Origin of the sequence: Paenibacillus sp. HWE-109, from assembly GCF_022163125.1 — a bacterium.
GTDB lineage: Bacteria > Bacillota > Bacilli > Paenibacillales > NBRC-103111 > Paenibacillus_E.
Genome location: NZ_CP091881.1, coordinates 5198893 through 5216974, shown reverse-complemented (window position 1 = coordinate 5216974; position 18082 = coordinate 5198893). Strand labels below are relative to the sequence as shown.

General features: G+C 45.4%; 17 protein-coding genes. 8 read left to right on the top strand and 9 right to left on the bottom strand.

Translation table 11 applies throughout. The features are described from left to right. Positions 1-132 precede the first annotated feature (132 nt). The 4 genes from LOZ80_RS22220 to pyk all read left to right on the top strand — a co-directional run bounded on the left by LOZ80_RS22220 (position 133) and on the right by pyk (position 3964). Positions 133-321, top strand: a complete 189-nt coding sequence (locus LOZ80_RS22220) for a hypothetical protein (protein ID WP_028554922.1) — start codon at positions 133-135, stop codon at positions 319-321. Positions 322-386: 65 nt separating this feature from the next. Continuing rightward, entirely contained in the window at positions 387-1253 is an 867-nt protein-coding gene (gene accD, locus LOZ80_RS22215; protein ID WP_238166750.1) for an acetyl-CoA carboxylase, carboxyltransferase subunit beta, read from the top strand. Beyond that, a complete protein-coding gene (locus LOZ80_RS22210; RefSeq protein ID WP_238166749.1) occupies positions 1243-2217 on the top strand; it encodes an acetyl-CoA carboxylase carboxyltransferase subunit alpha in 975 nt (324 codons plus the stop codon). The genes accD and LOZ80_RS22210 overlap by 11 nt, the downstream gene beginning before the upstream one ends. Beyond that, complete coding sequence (gene pyk, locus LOZ80_RS22205; protein WP_238166748.1) at positions 2210-3964, top strand: pyruvate kinase; 1755 nt, start codon at positions 2210-2212, stop codon at positions 3962-3964. The genes LOZ80_RS22210 and pyk overlap by 8 nt, the downstream gene beginning before the upstream one ends. A 37-nt stretch (positions 3965-4001) precedes the next feature. Here the strand turns inward: pyk and LOZ80_RS22200 are convergent, their stop codons facing one another. From LOZ80_RS22200 to LOZ80_RS22180, 5 genes are read right to left on the bottom strand one after another with little or no spacing between them, the layout of a single operon-like run. Further along, positions 4002-5081: a GerAB/ArcD/ProY family transporter gene (locus LOZ80_RS22200; RefSeq protein ID WP_238166747.1), complete on the bottom strand. Its 1080-nt coding sequence runs from the start codon at positions 5079-5081 to the stop codon at positions 4002-4004. A gap of 25 nt (positions 5082-5106) precedes the next feature. Beyond that, positions 5107-6237: a Ger(x)C family spore germination protein gene (locus tag LOZ80_RS22195; RefSeq protein WP_238166746.1), complete on the bottom strand. Its 1131-nt coding sequence runs from the start codon at positions 6235-6237 to the stop codon at positions 5107-5109. A gap of 27 nt (positions 6238-6264) precedes the next feature. Next, complete coding sequence (locus LOZ80_RS22190) at positions 6265-7380, bottom strand: Ger(x)C family spore germination protein (protein WP_238166745.1); 1116 nt, start codon at positions 7378-7380, stop codon at positions 6265-6267. Continuing rightward, the gene (locus LOZ80_RS22185) at positions 7377-8477 is read right to left on the bottom strand and encodes a GerAB/ArcD/ProY family transporter (protein WP_238166744.1); all 1101 of its coding nucleotides are present in this window, start codon (positions 8475-8477) and stop codon (positions 7377-7379) included. The genes LOZ80_RS22190 and LOZ80_RS22185 overlap by 4 nt, the downstream gene beginning before the upstream one ends. After that, the gene (locus tag LOZ80_RS22180; protein WP_238166743.1) at positions 8474-10018 is read right to left on the bottom strand and encodes a spore germination protein; all 1545 of its coding nucleotides are present in this window, start codon (positions 10016-10018) and stop codon (positions 8474-8476) included. The genes LOZ80_RS22185 and LOZ80_RS22180 overlap by 4 nt, the downstream gene beginning before the upstream one ends. Positions 10019-10174: 156 nt before the next feature. Between LOZ80_RS22180 and LOZ80_RS22175 the strand changes: the two genes are divergently transcribed. Then, the gene (locus LOZ80_RS22175) at positions 10175-10648 is read left to right on the top strand and encodes an acyl-CoA thioesterase (protein WP_238173075.1); all 474 of its coding nucleotides are present in this window, start codon (positions 10175-10177) and stop codon (positions 10646-10648) included. Between the two features lie 14 nt (positions 10649-10662). Next, positions 10663-11058 (top strand): FxsA family protein, encoded by a 396-nt coding sequence (locus LOZ80_RS22170; protein ID WP_189007535.1) that lies wholly within the window; start codon positions 10663-10665, stop codon positions 11056-11058. A gap of 40 nt (positions 11059-11098) precedes the next feature. Here LOZ80_RS22170 and ytvI read toward each other — a convergent pair whose 3' ends face one another. Continuing rightward, entirely contained in the window at positions 11099-12235 is a 1137-nt protein-coding gene (gene ytvI / locus LOZ80_RS22165; protein WP_238166742.1) for a sporulation integral membrane protein YtvI, read from the bottom strand. Between the two features lie 226 nt (positions 12236-12461). Here ytvI and LOZ80_RS22160 point away from each other — a divergent pair, with 226 nt between their 5' ends. Beyond that, positions 12462-14552, top strand: coding sequence for an RNA degradosome polyphosphate kinase (locus LOZ80_RS22160; RefSeq protein WP_238173074.1), 2091 nt, complete (start codon positions 12462-12464; stop codon positions 14550-14552). Here LOZ80_RS22160 and LOZ80_RS22155 read toward each other — a convergent pair. The 3 genes from LOZ80_RS22155 to LOZ80_RS39550 form a co-directional block, all read right to left on the bottom strand. Further along, on the bottom strand, positions 14518-16053 hold the full coding sequence (locus LOZ80_RS22155) for a Ppx/GppA phosphatase family protein (protein WP_238166741.1): 1536 nt from the start codon (positions 16051-16053) through the stop codon (positions 14518-14520). The genes LOZ80_RS22160 and LOZ80_RS22155 overlap by 35 nt on opposite strands. Positions 16054-16149: 96 nt before the next feature. Continuing rightward, on the bottom strand, positions 16150-16617 hold the full coding sequence (locus LOZ80_RS22150) for an ImmA/IrrE family metallo-endopeptidase (RefSeq protein WP_238166740.1): 468 nt from the start codon (positions 16615-16617) through the stop codon (positions 16150-16152). A 3-nt stretch (positions 16618-16620) separates the two neighbouring features. Further along, a complete protein-coding gene (locus tag LOZ80_RS39550) occupies positions 16621-16944 on the bottom strand; it encodes a helix-turn-helix domain-containing protein (protein WP_238166739.1) in 324 nt (107 codons plus the stop codon). A gap of 259 nt (positions 16945-17203) precedes the next feature. Here LOZ80_RS39550 and LOZ80_RS22140 point away from each other — a divergent pair, with 259 nt between their 5' ends. Next, positions 17204-17941: a sigma-70 family RNA polymerase sigma factor gene (locus LOZ80_RS22140; protein ID WP_238166738.1), complete on the top strand. Its 738-nt coding sequence runs from the start codon at positions 17204-17206 to the stop codon at positions 17939-17941. Positions 17942-18082: the final 141 nt, after the last annotated feature.

Here is an 18082-nt window from a genome sequence, read left to right as displayed (position 1 = left end):
TGTTGCGGGAAAAAGATGAATTATGATATCATTATTCCATTGTGTGCGCCTGTGCTTATAGAAGGATGTTTACTATCATCGCTGCAAATTGCCCTAATCCATGTAGTTGCACTTCATAGGAGGTTTTTTTTCATGTGGACGGTGATATATATAGCTCCTACCGCAAAAATCGCAGAGCGGATTAAACAGAGGCTAACGGAAGAAGGATTTCTCGTACAAGTTCGAGGGATTTCATTATCCAAGAATCAGTTTGAAATTGTCGTTCCCGAAGGGGAATTGGAAGAAGTGCAAGAAGTGCTCAATTCTATTTTACATAGATAGTGAAAGTAGAAGTAAGTAACGTGGCTTGTAGCGGTACACGATAAAAGCCAAGTAGAGGTGGAAATGTGCTAAAGGATTTATTTCAAAAGCGTAAATATGCAACGATTCCTTCTGAAAAAACAAAAAGGGAAATTCCCGAGGGTTTAATGAATAAATGTCCGAAATGCGGAACGATTCAAACCAGTAAAGAGCTAGAGAAAAACCTGAAAGTCTGTACGGCTTGCGGCTACCATTATCGATTGAGCGCATTGGAACGCATTCAGATAACTTTGGATGAAGGCCATATTGTGGAATACGATGCGGATATGATTTCTGAAGATCCTCTGGAATTCCCGGACTACGTCGAGAAATTGGATAAGGCCAAAAGCACAACGAAGCTGCAAGATGCCATTATGACTGGCGAAGGTACGATTGGCGGCTATCCAGTGATCATTGCTGCGATGAGCTTTGACTTCATGGGTGGATCGCTAGGCTCCGTTGTTGGTGAAAGAATCACAAGAGCGATTGAAATGGCGATTGAGAAGAAATTTCCGATTATTATTTATTCCACATCTGGTGGAGCACGGATGCAAGAAAGCATTCTGAGCTTGATGCAAATGGCCAAGACAAGCGCAGCCATATCCAAGCTGAGCGAAGCAGGCGGATTGTTTATTTCTGTTATTACGGATCCGACTTTCGGTGGCGTATCAGCGAGCTTTGCCATGCTGGGCGATATAATTATTGCGGAACCAGCAGCACCGTTCGGCTTCACAGGCCGCCGGGTTATTGAGCAAACGATCAAACAAAAGCTGCCTGATAATTTCCAGACATCTGAATTCAATCTCGAGCATGGTCAGCTCGACAAGGTCGTCAGCCGCAAGGATATGAGACCTACGTTAATCAAGCTGTTGGACATGCACGGCGTGAAGGAGGAGGCGACTTATGGCGAGTGATATGCTCTTTGAACAGCCACTGTTTGAGTTGAAGAAAAAGATTGCCGAGCTCCGTTCGTTTGGCGCCGAGAAGCAAATTGACTTCTCCGAGGAAATTCGTCGCTTGGAAGAAAGATATGCGCAATTAGAAGATGAGTTGTATGCAACGATGTCGTCAGCTGAGAAAATGCAGCTTGCCCGTCATCCGCAAAGGCCTACAACAATTGATTATATTAGTACCATTTTCACAGACTTCATTGAGTTTCACGGGGATCGCCTATATGGAGATGACCTGGCAATCGTTGGCGGCCTTGCCAAGTTGAACGGCATACCGGTGACGGTTGTCGGTCATCAAAAAGGGAAAGATACGAAGGACAATATCGCCCGCAACTTCGGATGTCCGCATCCGGAAGGGTTCCGCAAAGCGCTGAGAATGATGCGTCAAGCGAATAAGTTCAAGCGTCCGATCGTAACATTTATTGATACCAAAGGGGCATTCCCTGGGAATGCTGCAGAAGAGCGCGGTCAAGGAGAAGCGATTGCCAGAAATTTGCTGGAAATGGCCTCTTTTCGTGTGCCGATCATCTGCGTTGTTATTGGCGAAGGCGGCAGTGGCGGCGCCCTGGCGTTAGGTGTAGGCAATAAGGTGTTAATGCTGGAGAATGCGATTTATTCGGTTATTAGTCCCGAAGGCGCGGCCTCCATCTTATATAAAGATGCTTCCAAAGCGCTGCACGCGGCAGAAGCGATGAAAATTACTGCGGATCATATTTTGGAGCTGGGCGTAATCGATGGCATTATTCCCGAGCCCAAAGGTGGCGCACATCGCGACCCAGCAGCACAAGCCGAATTTATTAAAACAGCGATCTGGGAACAGCTTCAGCATTTGCTAAGTATGAACGAACAGGAGCTGTTAGAGGACCGTTACCAGAAATTTAGAGATATTGGGCGGTTCACATTCAACCAGGAGGGAAACCATGCGTAAAACGAAAATTGTCTGTACCATTGGACCTGCAAGCGAATCACAAGAGAATTTGAAAAAACTTCTAGAAGCGGGAATGAATGTTGCCCGTCTTAACTTCTCCCACGGAGATTTTGAGGAGCACGGCGCACGTATCCGCAACCTTCGCGCAGCATCCGCTGAGACAGGCAAAATAGCTGCTATTTTGCTTGACACCAAAGGACCGGAAATTCGCACAGGCAAGTTGAAAGAAGAGCCGATTGAGCTTGTTCAGGACAAGCATATTATTCTGACAACAGAAGAAATCCTAGGCGATGCAGACCGCATCTCCGTCACGTACTCGGAATTGCCGCGTGACGTTGCTGTTGGATCAACGATTCTTATTGATGATGGCTTGATTGGCCTTACGGTTGTTGATATTCGTGGAACGGAAATCGAGTGTCGCATCGTGAATGGCGGAACGATTAAGAGCAAAAAAGGCGTTAACGTACCAGGTGTCAAAATCAGCCTTCCTGGCATCACAGAAAAAGATGCGAACGATATCGTATTCGGTATCGAGCAAGGCGTCGATTTCATTGCCGCTTCTTTTGTTCGCAAAGCAAGCGATGTTATGGAAATTCGTGAATTGCTGGAGAAACACAATGCTTCCCACATTCAAATCATCAGTAAAATCGAAAACCAAGAAGGCGTTGACAACTTAGACGAAATTCTTGAAGTATCCGATGGTCTGATGGTTGCCCGTGGAGATCTCGGTGTTGAAATTCCGGCGGAAGATGTTCCGGTTGTTCAAAAACAAATGATTAAAAAATGTAATATCGTAGGGAAACCGGTTATCACGGCAACGATGATGCTGGATTCCATGCAGCGCAACCCGCGTCCTACTCGTGCAGAAGCGAGTGACGTTGCGAATGCTGTATTCGATGGCACTGACGCTGTGATGTTGTCCGGAGAAACAGCTGCTGGGAAATACCCGGTTGAATCCGTTCAAACGATGGCTCGTATTGCAGAGCGTGCGGAAGCAGCTTTGGAATACAAAGAGATTTTCCTTCGCCAAGCGCAAGCGCAGCAAGTGACAGTTACGGAAGCCATTTCGCAAGCCGTAGCGAACTCTGCTCTGGAGCTTGGTGCCAAAGCGATTCTGACTGCAACGGAAAGTGGATATACAGCACGCATGGTATCCAAATACCGTCCCAAATCACCAATTATTGCCGTTACGCCTAGCGATCAAGTCATTCGCCGCTTATCCCTTGTATGGGGTGTTATTCCGGTGAAGGGAATAACAGCGAAAACAACGGACGAGCTGTTCAATCTTGCGGTAGACAGCAGTATCAAAACAGGCTTGGTTTCCCTTGGCGATATCGTCGTTATTACAGCAGGTGTCCCAGTAGGACGCTCTGGAACAACGAACTTGATCAAAGTTCACCATGTGGGTGAAATGATTGCCAAAGGTACAGGTATCGGCATGCAAACGGCGACGGGCATCGTTGTAACTGCTCGCACACCGGAAGAAGCGAATGAGAAAATGGTTGACGGCGCTGTTCTTGTTACGGTTTCGACCGATAAAGAATATATGCCGGCTGTCCAACGCGCATCAGCGTTAATTACCGAAGTAGGCGGCATCACATCCCATGCGGCTGTTGTTGCTTTAAGTCTTGGCATCCCGGTTATCGTCGGCGTTGAGAACGCAGTGGAAATAATCAAAGACGGTACAGAAGTTTCGATCTATCCAGAAGTAGGCGTTATCTACTCTGGACAAGCTAGCGTACTGTAAGATATAGCAAAAGAGTGAAGCGAGAGTATTCTCGGCTTCACTCTTTTTTTGTCCAGAGATAAATCAGCAAGCAAACAGGGATGGCATCTTCAAAGCCAAAAGCAATTTTGCTAAGCCATCTTCCCATCATGTCATTCTGTGTGAAGGAAGGCATGAATAGCAGTGTGCCAGCTGCAAGGATCAACCAAATCACCCGCAACGGATTGCGGTGATCTGGTTTGCCTAGCATCCAGCTTACGCAGAAAGCCGATGCGTGGAAAGTGGGGATCCAAGACAAGGAGAACATAAATAAATAAAAGGAGATAAATACGACTTCGATCCGCTCGATAAACTTAAACTCGATGTTTTTGAGTACATTGACGACAGGTTCGTTATATTCCTTAATTTCACTAGGGCTGAAATAGACGAAACAAATCAGTGAGATCATTAGGAACACCAGCATCGACACGGTGTTCGAGATGGCGACACCTGCGAACGCTTGCCGCTTGTGCAGCAGGAAAGGATACAGGACCATTGTAATTCCGATCCCTGAAAAAGAGAGGAAGGCGATTTCTGCCGCGCTGAGGATAGGCAGCCAGCCTTCTTTGAGAACCGGCAGCAAATAGAGCCACTGAGCATCCTGAAGGGGCAGCAGATAAGCAAAAGGAATCCATAGGGAAATAAAGAAAACAAGTTCCGCGTATCGCCCAACAATACGAAGACCATTCCGGGCAACTGTGTAAGTGGGGATGAGAAGCAATAACATAATCTGAAATGTGGAAGTTTGCGGTAGAAGCCACTGCTTGACATAGAGAATCGTTCTCGTGATGCCGACGTAACCATATAAAAAGAAGTAAAGGGCAAGAAGCACAGCGGCGATTTTTCCCACCCAGCGGCCACAATAATGAGTTAACAGGTCCATCATGGTTCCTTGCGGATAGCTACTCATGACGCGGACGATGATTAAATTCGCTATGACAGTAAACACCCAAATGAGAAGAAGGCCAATCCATCCGTCCGTTCCTGCCCTTTGTGCAAGACGCTGCGGAAGGGCTAGCAAGCCTACGCTAAGTTGAACGCCTGACAGGATACAAATAAATTGCATAAGGGTTATCTCGTTATAAGCATATTTCTTCACCTTGGTTGCCCTTCCTTCCCGCAGATTACTTGACAGGTCCCATAGCGTCTATCTTTATTTTTACTTGAACCCGAATGTCCGCGCTAGACAGAGCCTTTCCCCAATCATTTTTTACAGCTTTATATTCCTTATATTCAAAAGCACGTGCGTGCAGGCCAAGTCCAACCGGATCAATGGCGTGTTGTTGTATTTTTTTTATAAGTTTTTCGAACTGCTTTTGCATCTCTTCACTAAGCAGTTGCTCAAGCTCGGGAGTCTTATTCTCTATATCATAGGGGAATAGGACTTCGAATAAACTTATTTTCATTTTAATGATGATATCGAAGTGAAATTCTCCTTGGTGGGTAGATGTTATTGTTTTCGTTTCTGTTCTTGTCTGGTCGGTGGCAAAGCTGATTTTATCCAGATGAAATGGCTTCTGTTCCGGTTCACCTGGCATAGAAAGCGTAATACTAGCAGATTTTTTGACCTTGTTTTGCAAGATTCGCAGAAGAACGGTCTCGGAAGTATCCAAGGAAGTGACATATTTACCTTGATGATTCAACAGTGCCGTTCCGTTCAGCTTAATATTCTTTTTGGCGTCCAGACGAACCTCAGAGATAGAGGGCGTCATGCCAGATTCAAAAAGCTGGCGGTGCAGTTCCTGCAAATTCGTATTTACCGTTTCGGATTTGCCGCTCTTCGTATCTACCATGCCACGCAGAAGAATCGGCAGCAATGGTTGGTCTTTGGGATTTAAATAAATGATATCGGCGAGCGGGCCATCGAAGACAATAACCCGATCCGATACAGTGTTTTTGGAATCACGGAAGATGACATCGAGCATCTGAAACCAATTCTCCTGCTCAAGCATCCGCTTGCCGATCAGGAAGACTTGATAATTCCTGCCTGAGAAAACACCGGCTGAATGGGCATCCTGTTCTGCTCTTGATTGACGGAAGGTCCGTGCGCGCGCAGATGTTTCTTGCGTTTTCTTTTTGGAGTTTTTGGTGAAAACAGGGAAGGTGGAGTACATGACGGGCTCGTTGTCTTGTCCAAGATCCAGCCCGAGTGTCAAGGGAATCGAAGCGTTCTCCATATCAAGTCGATCGGCGCACCCGGTTAGTAGTCCGGTCGTGGCGGCAAGCAGCAGGATAGGAAGAAGCAGTTTATTCATCGGCATCGCTACCTTCTTTCTTTATTATCACTTGATCGTTCCCACTCCCTCTATCGTCACTGTGACGGACAGGTGGATGTTTGCTTCGGATAGCGCTCTTCCCCACTGATCTTCCACTTTTTTATAGGGTTTATAAGTGAAGGCTTGTGCATGAATGCCTAATCCAATCGGATCGATTTGATGGGACTGGATTTTGCCGATCAGGCCCTCGAACTGTTTCTTAAGTTGCTCGGCAATGGCCTTTTCTAACACGGTGGATTTATGGTGCATATCATAAGGAAATAATCGTTCGGTTAAGGCAATTGACAGGTGGACAGCCAGATCGAATTGGAAATGACCATCATGAAAAGCTGTTTTAATATGGGTTTTTGCCTTGTTTGTACTGAAACTTAGCTTGTCAGTATTCAGAGGGCCTCGTTTGGCCTGTCCTGGTATTGCGAGTGTAAGGCTGACTGCGTGTTTAGCTTGGTTTTGCAAGATTTGCAGGAGGATCGTCTCTTGTGCGTCCAGAGAATCAGCATATTTCCCCTGATGATCCAATAAAGCAGTCCCGTTTAGTTTAATTTCATTTTCCAAGCGGATTTCTGCTATAGAAGGTGTTTTACCTTTTTCAAATCGCAGGCGATGCATGTCTTGAAAAGTTGTTTTTACCGTTTCAGATCTTCCGCTCTTCGTATCCACCATGCCGCGGAGCAGCAATGGAAGGAATGGCTGATCCTGTTGATTCAAATAGATAACCTCGGACAGTGGTCCGTCGTACATAATCATTCGGCAGGTTAAGGGGTTCTTCGCGTCTCGTGAGAAAACATCAAGGATTCGGAACCAGTCAACATGTGCCAAAAGGCGTTTGCTCACAAGGATCACCAGCATTTTGCGACCTTGAAAAACAGCGGGCCAATAAGCATCTGACTGTTGTCTTGCCTGTTGGAGAGTCTTCGCTCTGACGCCCAGCTCCTGCGTTTTCTTCCTGGCACTCTTGCTAAACTCGGGGACGGTCACATAAGTTAGTAAATTATTCTTCTCGTCGAGATCATAGCCTCCCAGAAGGGGGAAGGCAGCATCTTCGAGATCCAGTCGATCGTTGCACCCTGAAATCAGCAAAACGGAGATGGCAATGAAGACATGGAGCCAACACTTGCTCATGCCTTTTTCCTCCCCGAAAACCGGTCGTGTACCGAAACGTAAAGGAGCAGGAAGATAGGAAGGATATATTCAATAAGGATTCCGAGCCTAAGAAAGATTTGCTCGATCATTTCATTTTGATGGAAATCTGGGATGAAGAAGAATGAACCGATGGCCAGTAAGAGACAAAAGAAACGGACGTGATTGCGTTCGGCCTGCGTATTTCTTAACCAATTGGTACAATAGGCGCAGATGTACAAGGCGGGAATCCAGCCCAAGGAGAAGACTAACAGATAGAAAGCGATAAAGATTACCTCGATCCTTTCGATAAATTTGAACTCAATAATTTTCAAAACGTTGATGGCGGGTTCATTATATTCCCGGATTTCGTCTGGACTAAAATACACATAGCAAACTAAGGTTACGAACAGATGAGCGAGCAGCGTCAGGGAATTGGAGACAGTTATAGCCATGGAAGCTTGTGATTTATTTTGTAAAAACGGATAAAAAATAAATGTGGATACGAAGCCTAGAAAGCAATAAAGCGAATAGGGGACACCAGCGCCTATTGGCTGCCAACCTTCGCCTGCAATAGGAAGCAAGTGCAGCCAGTGAGCTTCTTTCAGTGGAAGTAAATAGACGAGCGGAATCCATAACGATACGAGGGTAACAATCTCCGCGTATCTGCCAATAATGCGAATTCCTGAGATGGCTACGATATAGGTTGGGATCAGCAGCAGCAGGATAATCATATAGGCAGATGTTTGGGGGAGAAGCCACTCTTTCGTAATCAGAGCGGTTTGTACGAGACAGCTATACCCAAAGTAAAAGAGATAAAGGAGTAGGCATACAGCTGCTGTTCGTCCGGCCCACTTGCCTCCATAGTGTGTTAAGAGATCGAGCAAGGTCCCCTCTGGGTATCTGGCCATGATTTTGACGACGATCAGGCTTGCAGCCACCGTGATCATCCATCCAATGATGAGCGAAACCCACCCGTCAGTGCCAGCCTGTTCGGCTAATATTCGTGGCAATGCGAGAAAGAAGACACTCACCTGCAAGCCTGAATTAATGAGAATGTATTGTAAATTTGTTATTTTGCTGCTAGCAGATACATTCATTTGCCATCCCCTTCTGGATGATTATCTACTTGTCTAGTGGATTGAATGGGTCTTGCGGATAGAGGCCGCTTGCGCATTTTCCACACGGGCATCCGAATGAAGGTATCCTTCCAATCCGCGAAACGCATCGGGGCGAAAGGAGTCGTATAGGGCGTGCCAAGTGATTCCAGCGAAATCAAATGACCAATCATGGTCATCATGCCAATAATGATGCCGACAAAGCCAAACATGGCAGCCGCAATCATCATGGCAAAACGGATGAGCCGGATAGCTGCAACCATATCGTAGTTGGGCAGGATGAAGGAAGCGATAGCGGTAAACGCAACGACAATCACCATAATGTTATTGATGAGTCCAGCTTGCACAATGGCTTGTCCAATAACAATACCGCCAACTATCCCAACGGTTTGACCAACCGGGGCAGGCAAACGCACGCCTGCTTCACGCATCATTTCAAGAGTGATCTCCATAATAACCGCCTCAACGAAGGGAGGAAACGGTACCCGCCCTCTGAACTCGCCGATCGTAAGCAGCAGCTTAATCGGGATAATCTCGAAGTGATAGGAGATAACGGCAATATAGAATGCGGGTAAAAAGGTTGCAATGAAAAAGGCGAATACGCGAAGAAGGCGTATAAAGGTTGCGATCGACCAACGCGTGCTGTAATCGTCTACACTTTGGAAGAAGGAAGTGAAAGTAACAGGGCCAACGAGTACGCTAGGGGAACGATCCAGTACGGCGACGATTCTTCCTTGCAAAATTTGTGACGCAGCCGCATCGGGCCGTTCTGTCAAAATAAATTGCGGGAATGGAGAGTAAGGATTATCCTCGATATATTCAGCCAATTCTCCTGTATTGATCACTGTATCAACGTCCAGCATCTTAATCCGGTCTTCAAACTCCTGCAGCACTTCTGGGTTCGCAACATCTGCAAGGTAAAGGAGTGAAACAGCTGAATTTGCTCGGAGTCCCACTGTTAATTCCTTCATTTTCAGCTCTCTGTTGGAAATATAACGTCTGATTAAAGCGATATTCTGGGTACCTGTTTCTACGAAGCCCTGGTGTGCGCCTTTTAATGAAGCCTCAATTGCTGGATCTTCGATTGCCCGCTGGGGCCATCCCTGTGTATCCAATGCAAATGTCTCAAGCCGTCCATTGACGAAAAGCAAGCTGCGGCCTTGGAGGATCGCATTTTCAACAAGCGGCCATGTGTTCAATCTGAGAATTTGGCCGATTGATAGGCGGAAGCTGCCATCCGTGTCGGTAATATCTGTATCGAATTGCAGCGGCTTCAATACATTGTTGTTGATTGAACTCTTATCGACCAGCCCCATCAGATAGACTAACGCTGCTGGCTCCCCCGTATGTTTAATTGTAAATTCTCGAACAATGAGATCGGGTGTATGCGTGAATATACTTTGCAATACCACCAAGTTCTGGGCTAAAGATGCGTCTATGAAGTCGGTATGAGCTTGTTTTTGAGCTTTTGTTTGAGGAAGTGTACGGTACTTTTTCCTGAAAAACCAACTCGAGTATCGCATAGTGGATAACTCCGTTCTGTGCGGTGTTTTTTGTATATGTTGTTCTAAATTGGTAAAATTATTCTGCTTAATCATGATCTTTACGGCACGTGGAGAAGGTTTGAAATGTGGTATAATAGCTCTTATACCACTTGTCACTAGGAGATGTGCATGAACATGACTCAGGAGCGTTGGCATCGACACCAGCTTCGTGTGCGATATGAAGAAACGGATCAAATGGGTGTGGTCTATCATGCCAACTATTTGACATGGTTTGAGATTGGACGAACGGAGTTCATTAGAGGGTTGGGGTATTCGTACCGCCGAATTGAAGATAAGGGGCTTTTTCTGCCTGTTGTTGAAGCGGAGAGTAAGTTCAAGAAGCCAGCCCGTTATGATGATCTGGTATGCATCTATACACGGGTGGTTGAGATGAGCAGTGTAAGGCTTCATTTTGCTTATGAAGTTCGCAAATTGCCAGAAGCCTTATCTACGGGATTACCGGATTCATCCGATTTTACAACAGAACCTGAGGGTGAATTACTTGTCATCGGCACAACCAAACATGTTTGGGTGAATCCTTCTTGGAAGCCAATACGTATAGAGAAGGAAGCGCCGGAATTGTGGCAGCTGCTAACCGAGTATACTTAAAAGGGGCTGAACGTATGTTTCGAATCATCATTGCCATATTAATTCTTGTACCTGCTATAGAAATCACACTTCTATTCACCCTGGGGCATTATATCGGCGGCTGGATGACCTTTGCGCTGATCTTGTTGAGCGGCTTCTTGGGTGTCTATTTTGCTAAACGGGAAGGGCGTAAAGTTCTGGCGTATGCCAAGTTTGAATGGTCGCAAGGGCAATTGCCTGCACAGCATTTATTGGATGGGATTTGTATTTTCTTAGGCGGTATTTTATTGATTACCCCAGGGTTTATAACTGATATTTTTGGATTTCTACTCGTTTTTCCATACACAAGACCGATATTCAAAGTTCTGCTCCTTGCCTTGATTCAAAAGCAAATCAGCAGAGGCCGTATCAGCTTAATAAATCGCAGATAACTCGAATGCTGAAGGATTGCAAAAAAAGGCTCGATGCCCCCTACTCAGGAGGAATCGAGCCTTTATGTATGTAGGCCGCGATATCATGAAAGATGCGTGCGCGATAAAAGGCGGAAATCAGAATGAGTGACACGGGGCCGATGATGAGTCCCAATAGTCCAAAAAGTTTGAGTCCGACGAACATGGCAATTAATGTAGCAAGCGGATCTAAGCCTACGGAAGAGGCAAGTACCTTGGGTTCCATGATCTGTCTGGCAATCACGATGGCTCCATATAATACACTAAGCCCAATTCCTAAATAAATATCGCCTTGCGCGAAAAATACATAAAGGATCCATGGGACCATGACAGCGCCAGTTCCCAAATAAGGCATGAGATCGGCTAAACCCGTTAGTAAACCAATCGTAATGGCATAATCTACGCGTAAAACCAGCAGTCCGATAATGACAACTAGCGCTGTTAACGAAACCAGAATCAACTGGGCGCGCAAATAGCCGAACAAAGCCTTCTGCAGATCGGTACGAATTAATTGTGTTGTTTTCACGATCATTTCGGAGAAAATCCCTTTGTAGCGTTTAATCAGTTGGTACCAGTCTTTACTGATGAAAAAAGTAGCCAACATCACAATAATCGTAATGGTTGCGATGTTCGGCAAAGACGTAAGGAACCTTCTTAAAGCGTCAAAGACATAACTGATAATAAATTTGCTAATGTCGGCTATTGAACCTGCGGTTGAAGACAGATTGTTGTTGACCGTTTCTTGGTATTTGGGGTTATTTTCAAAGAAATCATTGATTCGTTCAATCCACTCTTGGAATGCTGTTGAATTAATGAAAACATTGAATTGTTCGACCCAACGGTTAATTTGCAGCTGCAAAGTATCCGCAAGAGAGCCTAGTTCCACCACAATATTGGCAACTAATAACGTGATCGCGGCAATCATAGCGCTTATAAATAACAGCATGGAAAGGGAGACAGCCAGCCACCGTGGAAATTTCAATTGGAACTGGAAAAAATTAACCACAGGATTCAACATAAGCGCCAGCACCCAGCCAAAAATAAAAGGATAAATGAGTGGAATCACAAAATAGAAAGCAAAGCCGATTAGCAAGATGATAAGCGCCACCCACATACCCCTGAATATCTGATGGACTAAGCGGGGATTCAGGATTCTCATGGTTTTTCTCTCCTTGGTTGAAGTGTTTATATTGTAACATGAAGTTGGATAAATACGGAAACGAACATTCATTTACAAAATCTTAATATAATAGATGTAGGGGTTCTGCATTGTCGGTGCACAAGACACATAGTACAATGTAGATATTACTATTGCAAAATAGATTATACACTTTGGAGGCTTTATGAGTATTGCAGGAGAACCTGATCTGAAAGAACTTAAAGAGATGAAAGAGATCAAAGAAGTCAAAGAGATTTCGACCAAGTACCTGAACCGTGATTTAAGCTGGATCGAGTTCAATTGGCGTGTTCTGGAGGAAGCGCAGGATGCGAGTACTCCACTGCTTGAACGTATGAAATTTCTGGCTATCGTATCTAGCAATCTCGATGAATTCATGAGTGTTCGCGTGGCTGGGCTCAAGGATCAAATTAAGGCGGGCTATACCAAGAAAGACTTCACAGGCTATACCCCCGCTGGACTCATCAAGCGTATTATGAAGCGTACGGCCAAAATGGTGACGGAACAGTACAAAACGTATCGGGAAGTTACAAGGCTGTTAACCAAAGAAGGTATTGTGTTTACGGAATATGAAGACTTGAATACGAGCCAGAAGAAAGCCATGGATGCGTATTATCACGATATTATTTTTCCAGTTCTAACGCCGATGGCTGTCGATCAAAGTCGTCCATTCCCACTCGTTCATAATCATTCTGTCTATTTGGCTGTCTTGTTGGTGCGAGAAGGCGATGATCTGGATGATGAACCTTATTTTGCCATCGTTCAAGTGCCAAGCAACTTATCCCGATACATCTCTGTACCCACAAGAACGAATAGTAAAAAACAAGAATTTATTTTGTTGGAAGAATTAATGGAGCATCATATCCAGTCCTTGTTCAGCGGCTATATTCCGATTTCGGTCCATGGATTCCGAGTGACTCGAAATGCAGATCTAACGCTGAATGAAGAAGGGGCCGAGGATCTGCTGGAGGAAATTGAGAAAGAGCTTAGACGCAGGCGCTGGGGCGCTCCTGTGAGGCTGGAAGTGCAAGAAGGGATTCATCCTTATGCGCTTGCCCAGCTTCAGGATGAATTTGAGATTGAAGAGCAGATATTCGAAATCGACGGGCCGCTCGATATCACCTATTTGATGAAGCTGGCGGGCACGCTGAATGGATTTGAGAATCTGAGGTATCCGCGCGTTAATGCCAAATATCCGGTTGAGTTCGAGGATACGGTCGATTTCTTCGACGTACTCAAAAACAAGGATGTGCTCGTACATCATCCGTATGAAACCTTCGATGCCGTGACCGATTTCATCGTTCATGCCGCTTATGATCCACACGTGCTCGCGATCAAAATGACATTGTACCGGGCAAGCGGTAACTCTCCGATTATTCAATCGCTCGCAAGAGCCGCGGAATCTGGCAAGCAGGTTACGGTAGTAGTTGAGCTTAAAGCCCGTTTCGATGAAGAGCGCAATATCGCGTGGGCTCGGATGCTGGAGAAATCAGGCTGTCATGTTGTATACGGCCTTGTTGGTCTCAAAACACACGCCAAGATAACGCTTGTTGTGCGTCAGGAAGAGCACACACTTCGCCGATATGTACATGTCGGAACTGGCAACTATAACGATAGCACAGCACGTTTGTATACAGACGTTGGCTTATTTACCTCAAACAGCGTCATTGGTGAAGATGCATCAGCACTCTTCAATGAGATTACAGGCTACTCTGCGCCGCATGATTGGCAGTCTTTTGCCGTGGCGCCAACCGATCTCAAAGATAAGCTCTTCGAGCTGATCAAGCGGGAAACCGAGCACGCCAGAGCAGGCAGACCGGCGCGTATTATCGCCAAGATGAACTCCTTATCCAATCAGGAGATGGTGGATGCGTTATATGAAGCCTCGCAAGCCGGCGTGAAGATCGATTTGATTATCCGCGGCGTATGCTGTTTACGGCCTGGTGTAGTGGGTCTAAGTGAGAATATTACGGTACGCAGCATTGTAGACCGATTCTTGGAACATTCGCGGATTTATTATTTCGAAAATGGCGGTTTGGTCGATGTTTACTTATCATCAGCCGATTGGATGACTCGTAACTTGACTCGTCGAATTGAGTTGATGTGTCCTGTACTTGATCACGAAATGAAGAAAATGATGATTCAAATTCTGAACGTAAGTCTTAACGATAACGTCAAAGCGCGGGAACTCATGCCTAACGGGATGTACAGCCGCATAAAAAATGAACTGACCCCTTATCGGAGCCAGTTCGAGGCATTGAAGATTACGTCTTGGAAAAAACTCCGGCTTGAGTTTTAAGCTTCAAGCTCCAAGCTTTCTCGAATTCTTTGCTAACCACAGCGAGTTCCTTTAACTCCAAGATCGGATTGTGAATGCACATCAGCTTTAGGGTTAGAGCCGTTTCACTTTTCGTGAGCTGAAGTTCCTGAACCGGCTGAGTTTCACTGTAATCCAAAGCGATTGCTAATTTGAGTAACGTACCTAATTTAATGATTAATGCCTCGTCGGTTTCCGTCAGAAGGTCCTTGTGCGCAAGGGCTTGCTGATGGATCCGGCTTTTTGTTTTGTACGTCGCAATGAAGGAGCAAATCACAATCTCACGGTGGCTGAGACCGTCGATATGGGCGTTAGCCATCATATATTGTGTATGTTTAAGATATTGATAGTAATGGATACTGGCGCCGATCCGGTGGAGAAGTGCTGCTGCATGCAGATAGCGTTGGGAGCGTTCGCCTAACTCAGCTTTGTCTGCCAGCTTCTGATACAACTGCATAGCCATGCGATCAACATGCCTGACATGCTTCTCAGCCGCATTGGGATGGAGCGCAAGCAAATTGTCGATGCTGGCCTCCAGTACATGATGTTTGATTGGATGCTGTGGATCGAACGTTTCGTGAAATAGACCATCGCGAAGGCCGGAACCGCTGATAATACAGGCAGATGCCTGGGTGGCTTCAAAAATGGTAGCCATAATCATCAAACCAGGCACCATAATATCAGCTCGTTCCTTGGAGAGTCCGTCTATCTTCTTTCTTTTATCTAAAGGCAATGAGGATAACAACGTAAGGAAAGCCGGGAGCTCGCCTGACTTCAGTACGTAATTATGAGCGAGTTGAAGCGAATATTTATTGCGCTTTTGACTCATTTTGCCCAGCGTTCGAATGGTTCCACCCAAACCGATCATTGGCAGATTCGGCGACTCTTTGAGCCAAGGATGCTCCGAGATTGCCTCCTCCACCATCCGGCGAATATCGGCCATTTCTTGTACGATTAAGTTGTTATTTTTCATAAATTGACGCGTCGTATTTACAGCCCCGAATGGGAAGGACACGCTGTGTTTCAGCTTGCGATCACGGAATAGAGTGACCTCCGTACTTCCACCGCCTATGTCAATGATGAAACCATCCTGGATATCGATGGAATTGATGACTCCCAGATAGCCAAATCTTGCTTCCTCTGTCCCGCTCAGCACCTCAATATGAAGGCCTGTCTGTTCTTCGAGTATCCGTACGATTTCGGCTGAATTCGCTGCATTGCGGATAGCTGCCGTCGCCACGGCACGAATGGTTTGCACTTCATGTACCCTACATAGCAGGGCGTAGTGAGAAAGAATAGGAACGATGGAAATAATATCTTTGCTATGTAAAATGCCATCGTATCCGATGCGCTCACTTAGTCTTGCTGAATCTTTGTGCTCGCTCACAACACGGTAGGCCCCTTGGGCATTAATTTCGTAAATGACGAGCCGAATCGAGTTCGATCCGATATCGATGATGCCGATACTTGTGCCGCTGCTCATGTATTTGCTCCTTTGTCAGAGAAAAATCACTGGTTCTTTGCCTACATTGTATCAATCTGTGTGCTTCTCGACAAACTTTTCGTTGTGTGGTTGTATTCAAGCTTGGAAAATTTCAACCACGCCTAACGGCTCTAATTTAATGGCGTACTGCTCATTTAATATGATATACAAGCCATATTTCTCCAAATAGCGGCCAATGGCAGCTTGCAGGAATTCTTCCGTTACACCAAGGAATTCGGCAATTTCATAACGTCCCTTAACTCGGGCATTATGTGCATCAACAAGACGCTCCAATGGAATCATCTTATGGTGTGCCCATTGTCTGGCAAGAAGCTCCTGCTTTCTGTTGCGGACGTCCGACTGATCGGTGATATCTCCAACACTGGTGTGGTGATGTCCTAATTCTTCAGCGAGAATACAGCTCTTCTCTACACGGGTGGATAAGCGCTTGTTGATCCAAATGGTATTGTCTGCATAAAGTCCGTGAGTAGTTGGTAATAAATTTCGCTCCGATACATCAATGGATAAAGCAGCTGCTTCTTTGAGCAGCTTATCGTAAAGCATAAGCTAATCTCCTTGAAGTTGGCGTTTGGAGCGTACAAAGGCTTTAAACCTTTCAAGCTCCTCCAACTCTTCTTCTGTCCAATTATCCCCTTCATGATGGGCAGCAATCGTTTCTGGCTTCTGTATTTCAGCCATAACGACTAGTTCTTCAACGGTAATATCTAATGCCCGGCAAACTTTGATGACATTATCAATGGAAGCTCTTCCAACACCGCGGCTGAGCATAGATTGGAGTGTTGTTGGGGGAATGCCAATTTCCTCAGCAAAAGCCCTTCTGCTGCCCCGTCTATCAATCAATTCAGACAAAATTTCAGCCTTTCTATCCACCGGACACACCTCTCAAAATGAGTTCAAATAAACGCTTCTTCGTATGTATTGCTATCGTAACTCATTGAAAATACATTGTAAAGACAGGTTTTGTACGTAAATGCGTTTAAAATTCAATTAAAATGTTGACTATAAACGCAATAGCGTTTAATATTGCGATAAACATTGACGCAAATGCATATACTCAAATAGAGAGATTAAGGGTAATCGTTTGCAAAAAAAACGAACATATGTTTCATTGATTGAGAGGAGGAAAGAAATGGATCAGCAAATAAACAGCTTTAATGCGTATGCTTCATTGAACAATTATTTCGCTTTGACGCAATGTAATCGACCTACGGAGGAGCAAGCGAAAGCTGCCGTTCTCATGTTGTGCAGGTTATATGGAGGAGAGAGCGAGGCAGACATTTTCAAACAAGCAGATATAGAACTCATCCAAAGCTTTTTGGATACGAAGGCCAAAATTATGGAACGGTTGAATGGCAAGGACAGAGGGGGACCTTGGTTGGACAGTATAAGTGAGCTTCGACGCACTTATCGGGAGACATATCAACGATTGCTTCAAGCGAAGGGGGAGGTGAATCGGACGAAGAATCAGGTTTCCAAAAAAATAATTAATGACATGATATCCGATGTAAACTTTGCCATTGAGTGGATGGATACAGCGAGAAGACCTGGGAATAAAAGAGGGATCGAACGCAGGTCGGCCTATCAGCGAAGTATTCTTGTCGATCCAATGCGTTTGCAAGCCATTAGCGACCGGGCCAATGAGATAAGTTCTCCCCAGCTCTCTGAAGCACAAAGAGATCAGGTTGAGGCTGCGATGGAATTGCTTTCGGAGAGGGAGCGGGCTTGCTACACGATGGCTTATGGAGAAGGATTTTCAAGAAGTTATATTGCTGAAATGCTGGGTGTAACGAAGGATAGCGTGAAAGTATATCTTGCTCGGGCGCAAAAAAAGTTTTCAATAGAATTGCAAAATGGCTTATTTTTCTAAAAATGAGCTCATCCTTGTCCCCCGAATGCCACCTATATATGAGAACGTTAGTTCGGTATTCTTACTGCCCTGCCAAATGGCTTTAAACTGGGTTATATAATTTACTGAATTCATTAGGTTAGAGATGAGGTTGATGATCAT